Here is a 15,147-nt window from a genome sequence, read left to right on the forward strand (position 1 = left end):
TTCATAAGTCTGGTAATGATGGCAGAGAGGTCACACCCGTTCCCATACCGAACACGGAAGTTAAGCTCTCTAGCGCCGATGGTAGTTGGGACTTTGTCCCTGTGAGAGTAGGACGTTGCCAGGCAAACGAAAGACGAGTCATTGGACTCGTCTTTTTTATTTCCTAAGAAATAGCATTATGTTGATTCATTAAATATAAATAAATATAGTGTGGTACTTTTTCTGCTGTAACAGCTAAAAATTGAAAAATAAACGGATAATCTTCAGAAGAATAACTTCCAAGTAAATCGTACCACCAATCTGTTTCATAACGTGAAATCATACTTAAGTTATAAAGCAGAAGATAATGCGTAAGTAATTCTGGGAAAATAGGAGCTGTATCGCCATTGGCAGGTAAATAATAAGTATTTGTATAGTGATTATATGTAAGAGGCGCACTGTATAATGGATTCCATTGTCTAATAGGTGCTGTGAAATGTAAGTATGATTCATCTTCTTTAACGTTTGTATATCGAACGTTAAGATGTTTGCAAGTTCCCTCCATATGTCGTATAAAACGTTCTTCTGTCATATGAAAAGCATCTAAAACATGAGTAGGAAAAGTAAAGATATCCTCTGTCACCTCTTTTAGTTTATATAGCCTATTTCTTCTTTTACTGTATAGGAATAATTCCTTTAGTTCTGCGATTCGTTGCAGTAACTCTCCCATTGTATATTTTTCTCCCTCTAAATGTTTCACATGAAACATTTGTTCCGCAACTTGAGTAAATAATCCATGTTTTTGTATTTTAACTTCATCATCTATAAACTGATAGCTTTGTTTTTTTCGCTTTCTTGTTGTGACCCCATGTGCTAATACAGAAGTTGATTCCGGATAATTAGGATCGACTGTAAGTAAACAAGCTTTTAGTAGCTGGCTCATTCCATAAAACAATAATACTGGTTTTATGGAAAGCGGAGCAGTATGACACAAATCGTAGTAATTTTTTCCATGCTCTAAGTAATAAATAAATGGATAACAATTTTCAAAGCTTTTCTTCTCAGTATTTATATTACCTAATTTTTTATAGCAATGGGTAAGATAATGTTGTGTGTGAGTAGAAGAAAGGAAGAAGCTTAATTTCTGCCAAATGATTGATGAATGCTGCATTGTATACTCTCCTTTTGTTTTTAGAAAATTCTAACATATGCTGTCTTTCTTGACAGTATTTTAACCAATTGTTAAGCTACTAATAATAATTTCAGGTATCATGGGGGGAATCATTTATGTGGGAATCTAAATTTGTTAAAGAAGGTTTAACGTTTGATGATGTATTACTTGTACCAGCTAGATCCGATGTATTACCAAGAGAAGTAAGCGTGAAAACAGTTTTATCTGAAAGTTTACAATTAAACATCCCTTTAATTAGTGCTGGTATGGATACGGTAACAGAAGCTGATATGGCTATCGCAATGGCTCGTCAAGGTGGATTAGGTATTATTCATAAGAATATGTCTATTGAGCAACAAGCCGAGCAGGTCGACAAAGTAAAACGTTCTGAAAGCGGCGTTATTACTGATCCTTTCTTTTTAACTCCAGACCATCAAGTATATGATGCAGAACATTTGATGGGAAAATACCGCATTTCAGGTGTTCCAATTGTAAATGACGGAGAAGAGCGAAAGCTTGTAGGAATTATTACAAATCGTGATATGCGTTTTATCCAGGATTATTCAATTAAGATTTCCGATGTAATGACAAAAGAGCATTTAATTACAGCGCCAGTTCATACTACACTAGAAGATGCTGAAAAAATCTTACAGAAACATAAAATTGAAAAACTCCCTCTTGTTGATGATAACGGTGTATTACAAGGCTTGATTACAATTAAAGATATTGAAAAAGTAATCGAGTTTCCAAACTCTGCGAAAGATAAACAAGGTCGTTTATTAGTAGGTGCAGCTGTTGGAGTAACAGCTGATGCAATGCAACGCATCGATGCATTAGTAAAAGCAAATGTTGATGTAATTGTTATTGATACAGCTCATGGACATTCCCAAGGTGTATTAGACAAAGTGAGAGAAGTTCGTGAAAAGTATCCAAAATTAAATATTATCGCTGGTAACGTTGCGACAGCGGAAGCAACTCGTGAATTAATTGAAGCAGGTGCAAATATTGTTAAGGTTGGTATTGGACCAGGTTCTATTTGTACAACACGCGTTGTAGCTGGTGTTGGCGTTCCTCAGTTAACAGCAGTATATGACTGTGCGACAGAAGCTCGTAAATACGGTGTTCCAGTTATTGCTGATGGTGGAATTAAATATTCTGGTGATATTGTAAAAGCATTAGCAGCAGGTGCACACGTTGTTATGCTTGGAAGTATTTTTGCCGGTGTAGCAGAAAGCCCTGGAGATACAGAAATTTACCAAGGTCGTCAATTTAAAGTATACCGCGGTATGGGTTCTGTTGGAGCGATGGAAAAAGGAAGTAAAGATCGTTACTTCCAAGAAGGCAATAAAAAACTTGTTCCAGAAGGAATCGAAGGCCGTGTTCCATTTAAAGGTCCTTTAGCAGATACGGTACATCAATTAGTTGGTGGATTACGTGCAGGTATGGGATATTGCGGTGCAGCTGATTTACCGTTCTTACGTGAAAATGCACAGTTTATCCGTATGTCAGGTGCTGGATTACGTGAAAGTCACCCGCATGATGTACAAATTACAAAAGAATCACCAAACTATTCATTATAATGTCGGATATCGAAATAGACAGAGGTTTAGTATCCCTGTCTATTTTTTTTTGATTGTGTTAGAATAACGTTTATGTGAGTACAAATATATTGGGGGTAACAAAAGTGACAGGTATGTTCCGTAAACAAATACTTGCGATTGTAACAGTACTTACACTATTTTGCAGCATGTTTTTTACATACAGCAGTGCATTTGCAGAAACAAATGCTCCTTTGAATGTTGAAGCAGGTGCGGCGATTTTAGTGGAAGCGAATTCTGGAAAAATTTTATATCAAAAAAATCCAGACGAACTATTAGCAATTGCGAGTATGACAAAAATAATGAGTGAGTATTTAGTTCATGATGCAGTCGCAAAAGGAAAAATTAAGTGGGATCAAAAAACAAAGATTTCTGAATATGCTCATTTTATTTCACAAGATCGCTCTTTATCAAATGTTCCTTTAGAAAATGGCGGTACTTATACTGTAAAAGAGTTATACGAGGCAATGGCAATTTATTCTGCAAATGGTGCAACGATTGCCTTAGCTGAATTAATCGGCGGTTCAGAAGCGAACTTTGTTAAGATGATGAATGACAAAGCGAAAGAACTTGGATTAACGAACTATAAATTTGTAAACTGTACAGGATTAACAAATAAAGATTTAAAAGGGAGACAGCCTGAAGGGACAACTCCGGATGAAGAGAATAAAATGTCTGCTAGAGATTGTGCAATCTTAGCGCAACATTTAATTAAAGAGTATCCAGAAACGTTAGAGACATCTAAGATTCCGAAAAAGACATTCCAAGAAGGCGGAAAATATCCAATAAAAATGGATAACTGGAACTGGATGTTACCTGGGTTAGTTATGCAATATGAAGGAGTAGATGGTCTGAAAACAGGTTCTACTCCAGAAGCTGGAGATTGTTTTACAGGTACAGCAGAACGTAATGGTATGCGTTTAATTTCTGTTGTTATTAAAACGAATTCTCACACAGCACGTTTTGCAGAAACAAAGAAACTATTTGATTATGGTTTTACAAATTTCCAAACGAAAACAGTATATCCGAAAAATTCTCAAGTAAAAGGGCATGAAACAGTTCATGTGGATAAAGCAAAAGATACAGATGTAGCAGTGCAAACGAAGGAAGAAGTTGTGCTTCCAATGCCAAAAGGAAGTAAAGATGTTTACAAAACGGATTTCAAAGCAGTAAATAAGAAGAATGAAGCGCCAATCAAAAAAGGTACGACAGTTGGTTATATGACTGTATCAGCAAAAGATGCAAATGATGTAGGATTTTTAACTGGTAAGTCAATGCAAGTAGACCTTGTAACAAAACAAGAAGTAGAGAAAGCGAATTGGTTTGTTCTTTCTATGCGAAGCGTTGGTTCTTTCTTTAGTGGTATATGGCATAGTACAGTTGATACTGTAAAAGGTTGGTTCTAAGAGCTCCCCATAGGGGGCTTTTTTTTATTTCTTGTTTTTGGCATCGATTACATCAAAAAAAAATAGTAGACAAGCCTCTAATAAGTAATGGTAGAATGTAAGAGTATTCTTACTTTTCGTCGTGAACGGGGAAAAGCAATTCACCTAGGGGGGTTTTTGTACATGATCAATGTAACAGGGACAGAGCGTGTAAAACGTGGAATGGCAGAAATGCAAAAAGGCGGCGTCATTATGGACGTAGTCAACGCTGAGCAAGCAAAAATTGCAGAAGCAGCAGGTGCGGTTGCTGTTATGGCACTAGAACGTGTTCCAGCTGATATTCGTGCAGCAGGTGGCGTTTCGCGTATGGCAGATCCAACAATTGTAGAAGAAGTAATGGGTGCTGTATCAATTCCAGTTATGGCAAAATGTCGTATTGGCCATCTTGTGGAAGCACGTGTACTTGAATCATTAGGGGTAGACTATATTGATGAGAGTGAAGTATTAACTCCGGCTGATGAAGTGTACCATTTAAATAAACGTGATTACACTGTTCCGTTTGTATGTGGATGTCGTGATATTGGCGAAGCAGCACGTCGTATTGCTGAAGGTGCATCTATGCTTCGTACAAAAGGTGAGCCTGGCACAGGGAATATTGTAGAAGCTGTACGTCATATGCGTCAAGTAAACGCAGAAATTCGTCAAGTTGCGAATCTGCGCGAAGATGAATTAATGACATACGCAAAAAACACTGGTGCTCCTTATGAAGTATTACTTGAAATTAAACGCCTTGGTCGTTTACCAGTTGTAAACTTTGCAGCAGGCGGCGTTGCAACTCCAGCTGATGCTGCATTAATGATGCAACTTGGTGCAGATGGGGTATTCGTAGGTTCTGGTATTTTCAAATCAGAAAATCCAGAAAAATTTGCACGCGCAATTGTTGAAGCGACAACACATTATGAAGATTATGAATTAATTGCTCGCCTTTCTAAAGGGCTAGGTAATGCAATGAAAGGTGTTGAAATTTCAACATTATTACCAGAACAACGCATGCAAGAGCGCGGTTGGTAATTAAAGGAGTTTTTAAAATGATTACAATCGGTGTATTGGGACTTCAAGGGGCTGTTCGTGAACATGTACGTGCAATAGAAGCGAGTGGTGCACAAGCTGTTATTGTGAAACGTACAGAGCAGCTAGAGGAAGTAGATGGACTTATTTTACCAGGCGGTGAAAGCACAACAATGCGCCGTCTTATTGATAAATATGGTTTCATGGAACCTCTTCGTGAATTTTCTAAAACAGGAAAACCGATGTTTGGTACATGTGCAGGTATGATTTTACTTGCAAAGAACCTTATTGGATATGAAGAATCACATATTGGTGCAATGGATATTACCGTAGAACGAAATGCATTTGGTCGTCAAAAAGATAGCTTTGAGGCTGCCCTTTCTATGAAAGGTGTAGGCGAAGACTTTATCGGTGTATTTATTCGTGCGCCATATGTTGTAGATGTAGAAGATCATGTAGAAGTATTATGTACACATGAAGACCGCATGGTAGCGGTTCGACAAAATCATTTATTAGCAGCTTCGTTCCATCCAGAGCTAACAGATGATCATCGTGTTACAGCTTATTTCGTAGAGATGGTGAAAGAAGCAAAAATGAAAAAAGTTGTATAAGTAACTTGCAACTTGTGTAAGATTATAGTAAATTGATGATAATAATTTTATAAAATCAGCGTGTTGATAGGAAGTAGTAACAAATGTTGTTTCTTATAGAGAGTCGGTGGTTGGTGGAAACCGATAGAAACAGTTTGTGAATCCATCCTGGAATGGAATGTGGAATATCTTTATGATTAGTAAGCATTTCCGGTGAAGAGCCGTTATTTCTACTTGAGAGGAAAGCAATGGTGCTTTCAACTAGGGTGGCAACGCGGGTTAACTCCCGTCCCTTTTTTACAGGGACGGGAGTTTTTTGTGTTTTATAAAACAAAAGGAGGAATATATAATGCTTGATATTAAATTTTTACGTGCGAATTTTGAAGAAGTAAAAGCAAAATTACAGCATAGAGGGGAAGATTTAACTGATTTCGGTCGTTTTGAAGAATTAGATACAAGAAGAAGAGAGTTACTTGTTCAAACAGAGGAATTGAAAAGTAAACGTAATGAAGTATCTCAACAGATCTCTGTGTTAAAACGTGAAAAGAAAGATGCTGAGGCACTAATTTTAGAGATGCGTGAAGTAGGAGAAAAAGTAAAGGATCTTGATAATGAGCTTCGTACAGTTGAAGAAGATTTAGAAAGATTAATGCTTTCTATTCCAAATATCCCACATGAATCTGCACCAATTGGTGAAACAGAGGATGATAACGTGGTAGCACGTACTTGGGGAGAGGTAAAAGAGTTTAATTTTGAACCAAAACCTCACTGGGATCTTGCAACTGACCTAGGAATTTTAGATTTCGAGCGTGCTGCTAAAGTAACGGGAAGCCGTTTTGTATTTTCTAAAGGTGCAGGTGCAAAGTTAGAACGTGCTTTAATTAGTTTTATGCTTGATCTCCATACAGAAGAACACGGCTATGAAGAAGTGTTACCTCCATATATGGTAAATCGTGCAAGTATGACAGGGACAGGACAGCTTCCAAAATTTGAAGAAGATGCATTCCGTATTGAAAGTGAAGACTATTTCTTGATTCCTACAGCTGAAGTACCTGTAACAAATATGCATCGTGATGAGATTTTAAGTGCAGACCAATTGCCAATTCGTTATGCAGCATTTAGTGCGTGCTTCCGTTCTGAAGCAGGTTCAGCTGGTCGTGATACACGTGGTTTAATTCGTCAGCATCAATTTAATAAAGTTGAGCTTGTAAAATTTGTGAAACCAGAAGATTCTTATGAAGAATTAGAAAAATTAACAAATGATGCAGAACGCGTATTACAATTATTAGGTCTACCATATCGTGTTATGAGCATGTGTACAGGAGATTTAGGATTTACAGCAGCGAAGAAATACGATATCGAAGTATGGATTCCTAGCTACGGTACATATCGTGAAATTTCTTCTTGTAGTAACTTTGAAGCTTTCCAAGCAAGACGTGCAAACATTCGTTTCCGTCGTGAGCCGAATGCTAAACCAGAACCTGTTCATACACTAAATGGATCTGGGCTTGCAATTGGACGTACAGTTGCAGCAATTTTAGAAAACTACCAACAAGAAGATGGTTCTATTATCATTCCAGAAGTTCTTCGTCCTTATATGGGAGGGAAAACAGTAATTAAATAAAGTTTTATTCATATACATCTCTTGTTATCCAGTAAGAATAAAGTGGAATTTTTAACAAGAGAAGAGATATATTTAACACTAATGATCTTACTGTTAATTAGAAGATTAGGATAGATTGTATGAGAATGGGAAAAGGATAGAGAAAAAATCTCTTTCCTTTTCTATTATAGTAGGGTTGACGAACTGTTTTTCTTTTGATATTATATTTCATGTCATGTGAATACGGAGGAATACCCAAGTCTGGCTGAAGGGATCGGTCTTGAAAACCGACAGGCGGTGCGAGCCGCGCGGGGGTTCGAATCCCTCTTCCTCCGCCATATATAATTGACAACAGCGCATATAAGTGGAGATTGGAGAACTCGTTACCAACACGTAACGAGTTTTTATTTTAACCACTCAGGAAGTAGCATATAGAGGATTTCATCTCTTATAGAAACACTCATATTCCGATGATTATCTTCATAGATATGAAAGGAGCTACCATGGATATTATTATACAAACGTTTCCGCTTGACGGAAAAACACTATACTATGTACAATGCCCCGTTTGCAAGAAAAATAAGATTTTAAACAGTGCTGCAAACGTATCTCGTATTGTAAGTGATGAAACATTTCGTAAACTTAGTGGTTGCATCTGTGATGTGAAACAAGAAGTGAAGAAAGTAGAAGCACCAAAACAAATCGAAAAACAAGCAGCTGCAAAACGTAAAGTAATTACTGCTGTTATTAACGGGACAGAAATGACGGTAAAGGAAATTGCTGAAGCGTATGATCTTAGTGTAAGTACTGTACGTCAGCGCATTAACGCCGGAAAATCAGAGAGTGAGATTATTGCTCCGACCAAAAAGAAAAACTAAGTTCATAGGAAAAACCCGTGCGATTGCACGGGTTTTTTATTTTACAAGTTTACGTGTTTGTTGTAAGAAGTGACCAATTTTCTTAATGATAGGTTCAATTGAATTTTCATTTTGTAAAATATCATATTCATTAATATTAAGACGCAGCACAGGGCAAGCATTAAAATCATTAATCCAATTTTCATAGCGTGCATGCATTTCTTCCCAATACTCAATCGGTGTTTGCTGTTCCATAGGTCTTCCGCGTTCTTTAATACGATCTACGATATCTTCGAACGACCCTTCTAAATAAATGAGTAAATTAGGGTGTGGGAAGTAGGGTGTCATAACCATTGCATCGAATAAGCTTTTATATGTTTCATAATCCGTAGTGGTCATTGTTCCTTTTTCATAATGCATTTTTGCAAAAATTCCTGTGTCTTCATAAATAGAACGGTCTTGAATAAATCCTCCGCCATATTCGAAAATTCTTTTTTGTTCTTTAAAGCGTTCAGCTAAGAAATAAACTTGTAAGTGGAAGCTCCAACGTGTGAAATCACCATAAAATTTGTCTAGATATGGATTGGAGTCTACTTTTTCAAATGATGTACGGTAACCAAGCGCGTTTGCTAGTGCATTTGTCATTGTAGATTTTCCGACACCAACTGTTCCTGCAATCGTAATAACAGCGTCATTTGGAATATCATATTTTTGTCTCAAATTCATTACTAGTTAATCTCCTTCGTCAGTGTATTTTGTAATGCTGATAAGATTACGTTTAAGTCCGATTCGTTTTTCACAAAATCCATATTATCTCCGTTGAATTTTAGTACGGGGATGCTCGGATGATCTTGTTTGAAAGCTTCCATTGCCGCTTCGTAATCTTCAATGAGTTGTAATAAATAATTCGGATCTATATTTTTTTCGAATTCCCGTCCGCGCAGGGCAATTCGTTTTTGTAGTGTTTCTAAGCTTGCTGTTATATACACGATGACGTTTGGAACGGGCATATCTTGTGTTAAAATACGATAAATTTGCATGTATTTCTCATACTGGGAACCCTGTAATGTTCGAGATGCAAAAATTAAATTTTTGAATATATGGTAATCTGCTACAACAGGCATATGTTGTTTTAAATATTTTGTATCGATGTCTTCTAGTTGCTTGTAACGGTTGCAGAGGAAAAACATTTCTGTTTGAAAACTCCATTCTTGGATGTCTTCGTAGAACTTGCCTAAGAAAGGATTCTCATCAACGATTTCTTTCAATAAATGGAGTTGCATGTGAGTCGATATCGCTTTCGCGAGTGAAGTTTTTCCGACACCAATTGGTCCTTCGACCGTAATAAATGGTACTCCGGTCACGCTGTTGCCTCCTTCCAAAACATAATTTAGCACTAATAAAAAGCACAAAACAGAATTATTGTAGCATAAGAGGAGGCAGAAAGGGCTAGTTTTCATAAAAAGTTAGAAAATCAATTTATGGTATTACACCTTTAAATGAATTGATGGAGAAGTATTTGCTTTTAAAGTTGCTTGCATGATGTGCAGGGCGTGTTTATTATCTTGGTCGCAATTGGATGCAATGCAATCTTCAGGTACATATAATTGATAATTTCTCATATGAGCGTCATTCGCGGTAAAAAGAATGCATATATTTCCAGCTACCCCTGTTAAAATAAGGTTTTCTATCTTTAAATGACCCAACAATGAATTTAAGGGGGTTTCATAAAAAGCAGAATAATGTGGTTTAATAAAAATATAATCATCGTTTGAGGGTGCTATTTTTTTTATAATTTCTTGGCTATATTCATTTGTGCAATAGGTAATAAGTTCATTGATGTCAGCTCTCCATAAATGATAATGATCATTTACATAAATAATTGGACAGCCAGAGTTTTTCATTTTTTGTTTGAGTTCTAAAATAGATTCTGTAATATTTTTGCATTTTCGTGCTAAGATAGGTCCATGTGAAAATTGAAAATCATTAATCATATCGATGATAAGAAGTGCTGTATTTTTCATATGTAATCTCCTTTCCTTTCTCCTTAGATTGGATTGAATATAGAAAAGTTATTTGTGATGAAAGGATTTTGTTATGGAAGAAGATATTTATTTTATGAAGCTCGCGATAGAGGAAGCAAAAAAGGCTGAAGAAATACAAGAAGTACCAATTGGTGCAGTTGTTGTAGTGGACGGTGAGGTAGTAAGTCGTGCGCATAACTTGCGTGAAACAGAGCAACGGTCAATTGCGCACGCTGAATTGTTAGCGATTGATGATGCGTGCAAAAAGTTAGGGACGTGGCGTTTGGAAAATGCAACCCTATATGTCACATTAGAGCCGTGTCCAATGTGTGCTGGTGCAATTGTGTTATCGCGTGTAAAACGTGTTGTATATGGAGCGAGTGACCCAAAAGGTGGATGTGCTGGTACATTAATGAATTTATTAACAGAGGAAAGGTTTAATCATCAATCTGAAGTTGTGGTTGGTGTATTAGAAGAAGAGTGTGGAGCCTTATTAACAACCTTTTTCCGAGAACTACGCAAAAAGAGGAAGAAAGAGAAGGAAAATCTGGATAAAAATAGTCTTTGTTAACACGTTGCAATTTTTTAGGAAACAAGTTATACTGATATTGCCTTCAGATAAGGCAACTAAATATGGTTTTAACTTTGCCGTGCTAAGCGGGGAGGTAGCGGTGCCCTGTACTCGCAATCCGCTCTAGCGAGGCCGAATCCCTTCTCGAGGTTATGCTACTGTAGGGTCTGCCTTAAGTAAGTGGTGTTGACGTTTGGGTCCTGCGCAACGGGACCCCGTGAACCTTGTCAGGTCCGGAAGGAAGCAGCAATAAGCGGGTCTTCTCGTGTGCCGCAGGAGTGCCTGAACCGAGCTAACTGCTTAAGTAACGCTTATGGTACGTAATCGACAGAAGGTGCACGGCAGTTATATATGCATATAAAGCTCATCCTATATGAATAGGGTGGGTTTTTTGTATAGAAAATAACTTTTGGAATCTATAATCAGAATGGGTTATAATAAGATGAAACTTTAATTAGTGGGTGATTTTTTATACTTTACTAATTATCAGTCGAACGAATCGGGCTTTTACGGGCAGTCTATCTCCCATCTAATTTCTTTAGTTTGAGCCGGGGATTGCTGTTCAAAAATAGCGAGATAACTGAGATAATAACCTTTGGGGGAGGCCGTATTTTCGTGTCATACCAGGCGTTATACCGAACATGGAGGCCGCAAAAATTTGAAGATGTAGTCGGTCAAAAGCACGTAACGAAAACGTTGCAAAATGCTCTTCTTCAAGAGAAAGCATCACATGCCTATGTGTTTTCCGGACCGAGAGGAACAGGGAAAACAACAATTGCAAAGGTATTTGCCAAAGCAATCAACTGTGAGCATGCTCCTACAGCTGAACCTTGTAATGAATGTCCTGCATGCTTAGGAATTACGCAGGGGGCTATTTCAGATGTATTAGAAATTGACGCGGCTTCGAATAACGGTGTAGATGAAATTCGAGATATAAGAGATAAAGTAAAGTATGCTCCAAGCGAAGTTAGCTATAAAGTATATATTATTGATGAAGTTCACATGCTCTCTATGGGTGCTTTTAATGCGTTATTAAAAACATTAGAAGAACCTCCGCAGCATGTTATCTTTATTTTAGCAACGACAGAACCGCATAAAATTCCACCAACAATTATTTCTCGTTGTCAGCGTTTTGAATTTCGAAAAATATCAGTGCATGATATTGTCGAACGATTAACAACTGTTGTAAACAACGAAGGAACGAAAGTGGACGAAGAAGCTCTTCAAATTGTAGCGCGTGCCGCAGAAGGTGGTATGCGTGATGCATTAAGTTTAATTGATCAAGCTATTTCTTATAGTGATGAAGTGGTAACAGTAGAAGATGTATTAGCGGTTACAGGTTCTGTTTCACAGCGATATTTAGCAAACCTTGTAGGGTGCATCTATGAAAATGATGTATCCAAAGCGCTGCGTATTGTTGATGATATTATGAATCAAGGGAAAGATCCGCTTCGCTTCATGGAAGACTTCATTTACTATTATCGAGATATGCTTTTATATCAAACTTCGCCTCAGTTAGAGGACATGCTAGAGAGAGTTATTGTTGATGATTCATTTCGTAAGTTAAGTCAGGATATGCAGCCTGAAATGATTTATGAAATTATTCATACGCTTAGTAAAAGCCAACAAGAAATGAAATGGACAAACCATCCTCGTATTTTTTTAGAGGTGGTTATGGTGCAACTGTGTCAGCAATTTGCGATGAAAGCAAATGGAGCGGATCGTTTGCAAGCTGTTTTACAAAGAATGCAGCAACTAGAACAGGAATTAGAAAATATGAAGCAGCATGGTGTACCTATGCAACAAGAAGTGAAAGAAACAAAGGTTACACCGAAGCCGACTCGTTCTGGTAGCATGAAAATACCAGTTGGGCGTGTTCATGAAGTGTTAAAACAAGCGACTCGTAAAGATTTAGAGCAACTAAAGAGTGCGTGGGGTGAACTGTTAGAGCGATTGAAAAATTCTAATAAAGTTGCTTATGCGGTTTTATTAGAAAACAGTGAGCCGGTCGCAGCTTCTACTACTTCTTATGTTCTTGCTTTTAAGTATGAAATACATTGTAAAATGGCGAGTGAAAATCGTGAGGCAACAGATACGGTAGAGCAAATTCTCTTTGAACTGTTTGGAAAGAGGTTGCAAATGATTGCAATCCCAAAAAGTGAATGGGGAAAAATTCGTGAGGGTTTCTTACAGCATGAAGGTAGTCCTTCGGAGGAAGCTGAAAAGCCGAAAGACCCTCTTATCGAAGAAGCTGTAAAGATTGTGGGAGAACAATTAATTGAAATAAGAGAGTAAAACACGTCTTAAATGGATTTTTCTTTATTAAACGATAAACATTCATTAAGAAACAATTAGGAGGAATTATTATGATGCGTGGTGGAATGGGAAATATGAATAACATGATGAAACAAATGCAGAAAATGCAAAAACAAATGGCGAAAGCGCAAGAGGAACTTGGTGAAAAAACAGTTGAGGGAACAGCTGGCGGTGGCATGGTAACAGTTATCGCAAATGGACATAAGCAAATTTTAGAAGTGCAAATTAAAGAAGAAGTTGTAGATCCAGAAGATATTGAAATGTTACAAGACCTTGTATTAGCTGCAACGAATGATGCATTAAAGAAAGCAGAAGAGCTATCAGCTTCTACAATGGGACAATTTACAAAAGGATTGAATTTACCGGGCGGTATGTTCTAGGAGGCTGGTCATAGATGCACTACCCAGAACCAATCTCAAAGCTGATTGATAGCTTTATGAAATTGCCAGGAATCGGACCGAAAACAGCTGTTCGCCTGGCCTTTTTCGTATTGGATATGAAAGAAGATGATGTATTAGATTTTGCGAAGTCGCTTGTAAATGCAAAGCGAAACTTAACATATTGCTCTATTTGCGGCCATATAACAGATAAAGATCCTTGTTATATTTGTGATGACTCTCATCGTGATCAATCGATTGTTTGCGTTGTGCAAGAGCCGAAAGATGTCATTGCAATGGAGAAGATGAAAGAATATCAGGGAGTATATCATGTATTAAATGGTGCCATTTCCCCAATGGAAGGAATTGGCCCGGAAGATATCAATATCCCTCAGTTGTTAAAGCGACTGCACGATGAAACAGTACAAGAAGTTATTTTGGCGACAAACCCGAACATTGAAGGAGAAGCGACAGCGATGTACATTTCTCGCCTGTTAAAGCCGACTGGTATTAAAGTGACGCGTATTGCACATGGGCTACCGGTTGGCGGTGATTTAGAATACGCGGATGAAGTAACGTTATCAAAGGCGTTAGAGGGCCGCAGGGAATTATAATAAGTAGGAGAAATAGAGATGCTTTTTCAGAAAAAAGGGAATTTGCGCAAAGAATATGACGAAAAGTTAATCGCGTTGCTAGAACAAGTGAAGGTAGAATGGATGCGTCAAAGAAGAATTGTAGCACAAAGTATTGAGCCTTCAGAAGATGTACTGTGTCATTTGAAATTAGCGGAAGCGAAATATTTTTATCTATTGAAGGAAGCGAAAAGACGTCCTGTGAAAATGGAACGGTTGTAAAGGAGAAGTCGAGCGGAACATGCATGTTCCGCTCGACTTTTTATTTTAAAGAAAAAATTTTAACGGTCTTTTTTTTTCTTTTTTCCATACAAATATAGTGTACAAGGTATAAGGGAGAGGACAGTATGGAACAACGTTTGATTATTGGTGGTATATTAACGTTAATCTTTCTTTTATTAATTTTAGGTGCTCCTATGAAGTCTTTTCGTTTTATAGGAAGGCCGCTCGTCAAAATTGTAATAGGAGCTTTGTTGCTGTTTGCTGTCAATGTAGTGGGGACGCAATTTAACTTTCATCTGCCTATTAATGTCGGTACTACATTTATTTCGGGTTTTTTAGGTTTACCAGGTGTCGGTGCACTTATAGTTATTAAATTATATGTTTTACCAGGCTAGAAGAAACGTTATGTTTTCTAGCCTGGTATTCTTTTTTTGAAAAAGTATTGACGTACAAACTATTAATATGGTAAATTAATAAACGTCGTCAACGACAAAAGAAAAAAGAAGTTGACACTTAGAATTAGATGTGATACATTATAAAAGTCGCTGAAACGCGATGTTGAACTTTGAAAACTAAACGAAACAAACAACGTGAAACGTCAATTTTTATTTATGATGCTAGACAAACACTTTATTGGAGAGTTTGATCCTGGCTCAGGATGAACGCTGGCGGCGTGCCTAATACATGCAAGTCGAGCGAACCGATTAAGAGCTTGCTCTTAAGAAGTTAGCGGCGGACGGGTGAGTAACACGTA

Annotated in this window: 16 protein-coding genes, 1 tRNA gene, 2 rRNA genes, 1 other RNA gene and 1 other annotated feature; of the genes, 16 read left to right on the top strand and 4 right to left on the bottom strand. The window is 37.4% G+C overall.

The genetic code is table 11. The features are described from left to right. The first annotated feature begins 8 nt into the window (after positions 1 to 8). A 5S ribosomal RNA gene (gene rrf / locus WAX78_RS24765) occupies positions 9 to 124 on the top strand. Positions 125 to 163: 39 nt separating this feature from the next. Here rrf and WAX78_RS24770 read toward each other — a convergent pair. Further along, the gene (locus tag WAX78_RS24770) at positions 164 to 1,150 is read right to left on the bottom strand and encodes a YaaC family protein (RefSeq protein WP_336484640.1); all 987 of its coding nucleotides are present in this window, start codon (positions 1,148 to 1,150) and stop codon (positions 164 to 166) included. A 116-nt stretch (positions 1,151 to 1,266) separates the two neighbouring features. On the opposite strand from WAX78_RS24770, the gene guaB reads away from it, so the two are divergent. The 7 genes from guaB (at position 1,267) to WAX78_RS24805 (ending at position 8,272) form a co-directional block, all read left to right on the top strand. Continuing rightward, entirely contained in the window at positions 1,267 to 2,730 is a 1,464-nt protein-coding gene (gene guaB, locus WAX78_RS24775) for an IMP dehydrogenase (protein ID WP_336484641.1), read from the top strand. Positions 2,731 to 2,834: 104 nt separating this feature from the next. Beyond that, positions 2,835 to 4,154: a D-alanyl-D-alanine carboxypeptidase family protein gene (locus WAX78_RS24780; protein WP_336484642.1), complete on the top strand. Its 1,320-nt coding sequence runs from the start codon at positions 2,835 to 2,837 to the stop codon at positions 4,152 to 4,154. Between the two features lie 162 nt (positions 4,155 to 4,316). Beyond that, the gene (pdxS, locus tag WAX78_RS24785; protein ID WP_098310709.1) at positions 4,317 to 5,204 is read left to right on the top strand and encodes a pyridoxal 5'-phosphate synthase lyase subunit PdxS; all 888 of its coding nucleotides are present in this window, start codon (positions 4,317 to 4,319) and stop codon (positions 5,202 to 5,204) included. Between the two features lie 17 nt (positions 5,205 to 5,221). After that, positions 5,222 to 5,812, top strand: coding sequence for a pyridoxal 5'-phosphate synthase glutaminase subunit PdxT (pdxT, locus tag WAX78_RS24790; protein WP_336484643.1), 591 nt, complete (start codon positions 5,222 to 5,224; stop codon positions 5,810 to 5,812). A gap of 54 nt (positions 5,813 to 5,866) precedes the next feature. Further along, positions 5,867 to 6,088 (top strand) — a binding site (T-box leader). 52 nt (positions 6,089 to 6,140) lie between these two features. Next, positions 6,141 to 7,415: a serine--tRNA ligase gene (gene serS, locus WAX78_RS24795; RefSeq protein WP_336484644.1), complete on the top strand. Its 1,275-nt coding sequence runs from the start codon at positions 6,141 to 6,143 to the stop codon at positions 7,413 to 7,415. Between the two features lie 224 nt (positions 7,416 to 7,639). Further along, positions 7,640 to 7,732: transfer RNA gene (locus WAX78_RS24800), tRNA-Ser, on the top strand. Positions 7,733 to 7,897: 165 nt separating this feature from the next. After that, positions 7,898 to 8,272: a DUF3797 domain-containing protein gene (locus tag WAX78_RS24805; protein ID WP_336484645.1), complete on the top strand. Its 375-nt coding sequence runs from the start codon at positions 7,898 to 7,900 to the stop codon at positions 8,270 to 8,272. Between the two features lie 36 nt (positions 8,273 to 8,308). Here the strand turns inward: WAX78_RS24805 and WAX78_RS24810 are convergent, their stop codons facing one another. The 3 genes from WAX78_RS24810 to WAX78_RS24820 form a co-directional block, all read right to left on the bottom strand. Beyond that, a complete protein-coding gene (locus tag WAX78_RS24810; RefSeq protein ID WP_336484646.1) occupies positions 8,309 to 8,977 on the bottom strand; it encodes a deoxynucleoside kinase in 669 nt (222 codons plus the stop codon). 2 nt (positions 8,978 to 8,979) lie between these two features. Next, on the bottom strand, positions 8,980 to 9,615 hold the full coding sequence (locus WAX78_RS24815; protein ID WP_336484647.1) for a deoxynucleoside kinase: 636 nt from the start codon (positions 9,613 to 9,615) through the stop codon (positions 8,980 to 8,982). Between the two features lie 123 nt (positions 9,616 to 9,738). Continuing rightward, positions 9,739 to 10,275 carry a cysteine hydrolase family protein gene (locus tag WAX78_RS24820; RefSeq protein ID WP_336484648.1) on the bottom strand — a complete coding sequence of 179 codons (537 nt, stop codon included), beginning with the start codon at positions 10,273 to 10,275 and terminating at the stop codon, positions 9,739 to 9,741. Positions 10,276 to 10,348: 73 nt separating this feature from the next. Here WAX78_RS24820 and tadA point away from each other — a divergent pair, with 73 nt between their 5' ends. The 8 genes from tadA to WAX78_RS24860 form a co-directional block, all read left to right on the top strand. Further along, a complete protein-coding gene (gene tadA / locus WAX78_RS24825) occupies positions 10,349 to 10,846 on the top strand; it encodes a tRNA adenosine(34) deaminase TadA (RefSeq protein WP_336484649.1) in 498 nt (165 codons plus the stop codon). A 77-nt stretch (positions 10,847 to 10,923) separates the two neighbouring features. Further along, positions 10,924 to 11,188, top strand: an RNA gene (gene ffs / locus WAX78_RS24830) — signal recognition particle sRNA large type. A 273-nt stretch (positions 11,189 to 11,461) separates the two neighbouring features. Further along, positions 11,462 to 13,141, top strand: a complete 1,680-nt coding sequence (dnaX, locus tag WAX78_RS24835) for a DNA polymerase III subunit gamma/tau (RefSeq protein ID WP_336484650.1) — start codon at positions 11,462 to 11,464, stop codon at positions 13,139 to 13,141. Between the two features lie 74 nt (positions 13,142 to 13,215). Then, entirely contained in the window at positions 13,216 to 13,542 is a 327-nt protein-coding gene (locus tag WAX78_RS24840; protein ID WP_336484653.1) for a YbaB/EbfC family nucleoid-associated protein, read from the top strand. A gap of 14 nt (positions 13,543 to 13,556) precedes the next feature. Beyond that, complete coding sequence (gene recR / locus WAX78_RS24845; protein WP_098310719.1) at positions 13,557 to 14,153, top strand: recombination protein RecR; 597 nt, start codon at positions 13,557 to 13,559, stop codon at positions 14,151 to 14,153. A gap of 18 nt (positions 14,154 to 14,171) precedes the next feature. Continuing rightward, entirely contained in the window at positions 14,172 to 14,393 is a 222-nt protein-coding gene (locus tag WAX78_RS24850; RefSeq protein WP_336484651.1) for a YaaL family protein, read from the top strand. Positions 14,394 to 14,518: 125 nt separating this feature from the next. Further along, entirely contained in the window at positions 14,519 to 14,788 is a 270-nt protein-coding gene (locus WAX78_RS24855) for a pro-sigmaK processing inhibitor BofA family protein (RefSeq protein ID WP_336484652.1), read from the top strand. A 235-nt stretch (positions 14,789 to 15,023) separates the two neighbouring features. Next, positions 15,024 to 15,147, top strand: a 16S ribosomal RNA gene (locus tag WAX78_RS24860); the annotation flags it as partial.

It is taken from the genome of Bacillus yunxiaonensis, assembly GCF_037104695.1.
In the GTDB taxonomy this organism is placed as follows: domain Bacteria; phylum Bacillota; class Bacilli; order Bacillales; family Bacillaceae_G; genus Bacillus_A; species Bacillus_A yunxiaonensis.

Coding starts and splice junctions, on each gene's coding strand:
- WAX78_RS24850 (WP_336484651.1), top strand. CDS start 14,172: ATGCTTTTTCAGAAAAAAGGGAATTTGCGCAAAGAATATGACGAAAAG.
- recR (WP_098310719.1), top strand. CDS start 13,557: ATGCACTACCCAGAACCAATCTCAAAGCTGATTGATAGCTTTATGAAA.
- WAX78_RS24840 (WP_336484653.1), top strand. CDS start 13,216: ATGCGTGGTGGAATGGGAAATATGAATAACATGATGAAACAAATGCAG.
- pdxT (WP_336484643.1), top strand. CDS start 5,222: ATGATTACAATCGGTGTATTGGGACTTCAAGGGGCTGTTCGTGAACAT.
- pdxS (WP_098310709.1), top strand. CDS start 4,317: ATGATCAATGTAACAGGGACAGAGCGTGTAAAACGTGGAATGGCAGAA.
- WAX78_RS24820 (WP_336484648.1), bottom strand. CDS start 10,275: ATGAAAAATACAGCACTTCTTATCATCGATATGATTAATGATTTTCAA.
- WAX78_RS24810 (WP_336484646.1), bottom strand. CDS start 8,977: ATGAATTTGAGACAAAAATATGATATTCCAAATGACGCTGTTATTACG.
- WAX78_RS24855 (WP_336484652.1), top strand. CDS start 14,519: ATGGAACAACGTTTGATTATTGGTGGTATATTAACGTTAATCTTTCTT.
- WAX78_RS24805 (WP_336484645.1), top strand. CDS start 7,898: ATGGATATTATTATACAAACGTTTCCGCTTGACGGAAAAACACTATAC.
- guaB (WP_336484641.1), top strand. CDS start 1,267: ATGTGGGAATCTAAATTTGTTAAAGAAGGTTTAACGTTTGATGATGTA.
- serS (WP_336484644.1), top strand. CDS start 6,141: ATGCTTGATATTAAATTTTTACGTGCGAATTTTGAAGAAGTAAAAGCA.
- WAX78_RS24770 (WP_336484640.1), bottom strand. CDS start 1,150: ATGCAGCATTCATCAATCATTTGGCAGAAATTAAGCTTCTTCCTTTCT.
- tadA (WP_336484649.1), top strand. CDS start 10,349: ATGGAAGAAGATATTTATTTTATGAAGCTCGCGATAGAGGAAGCAAAA.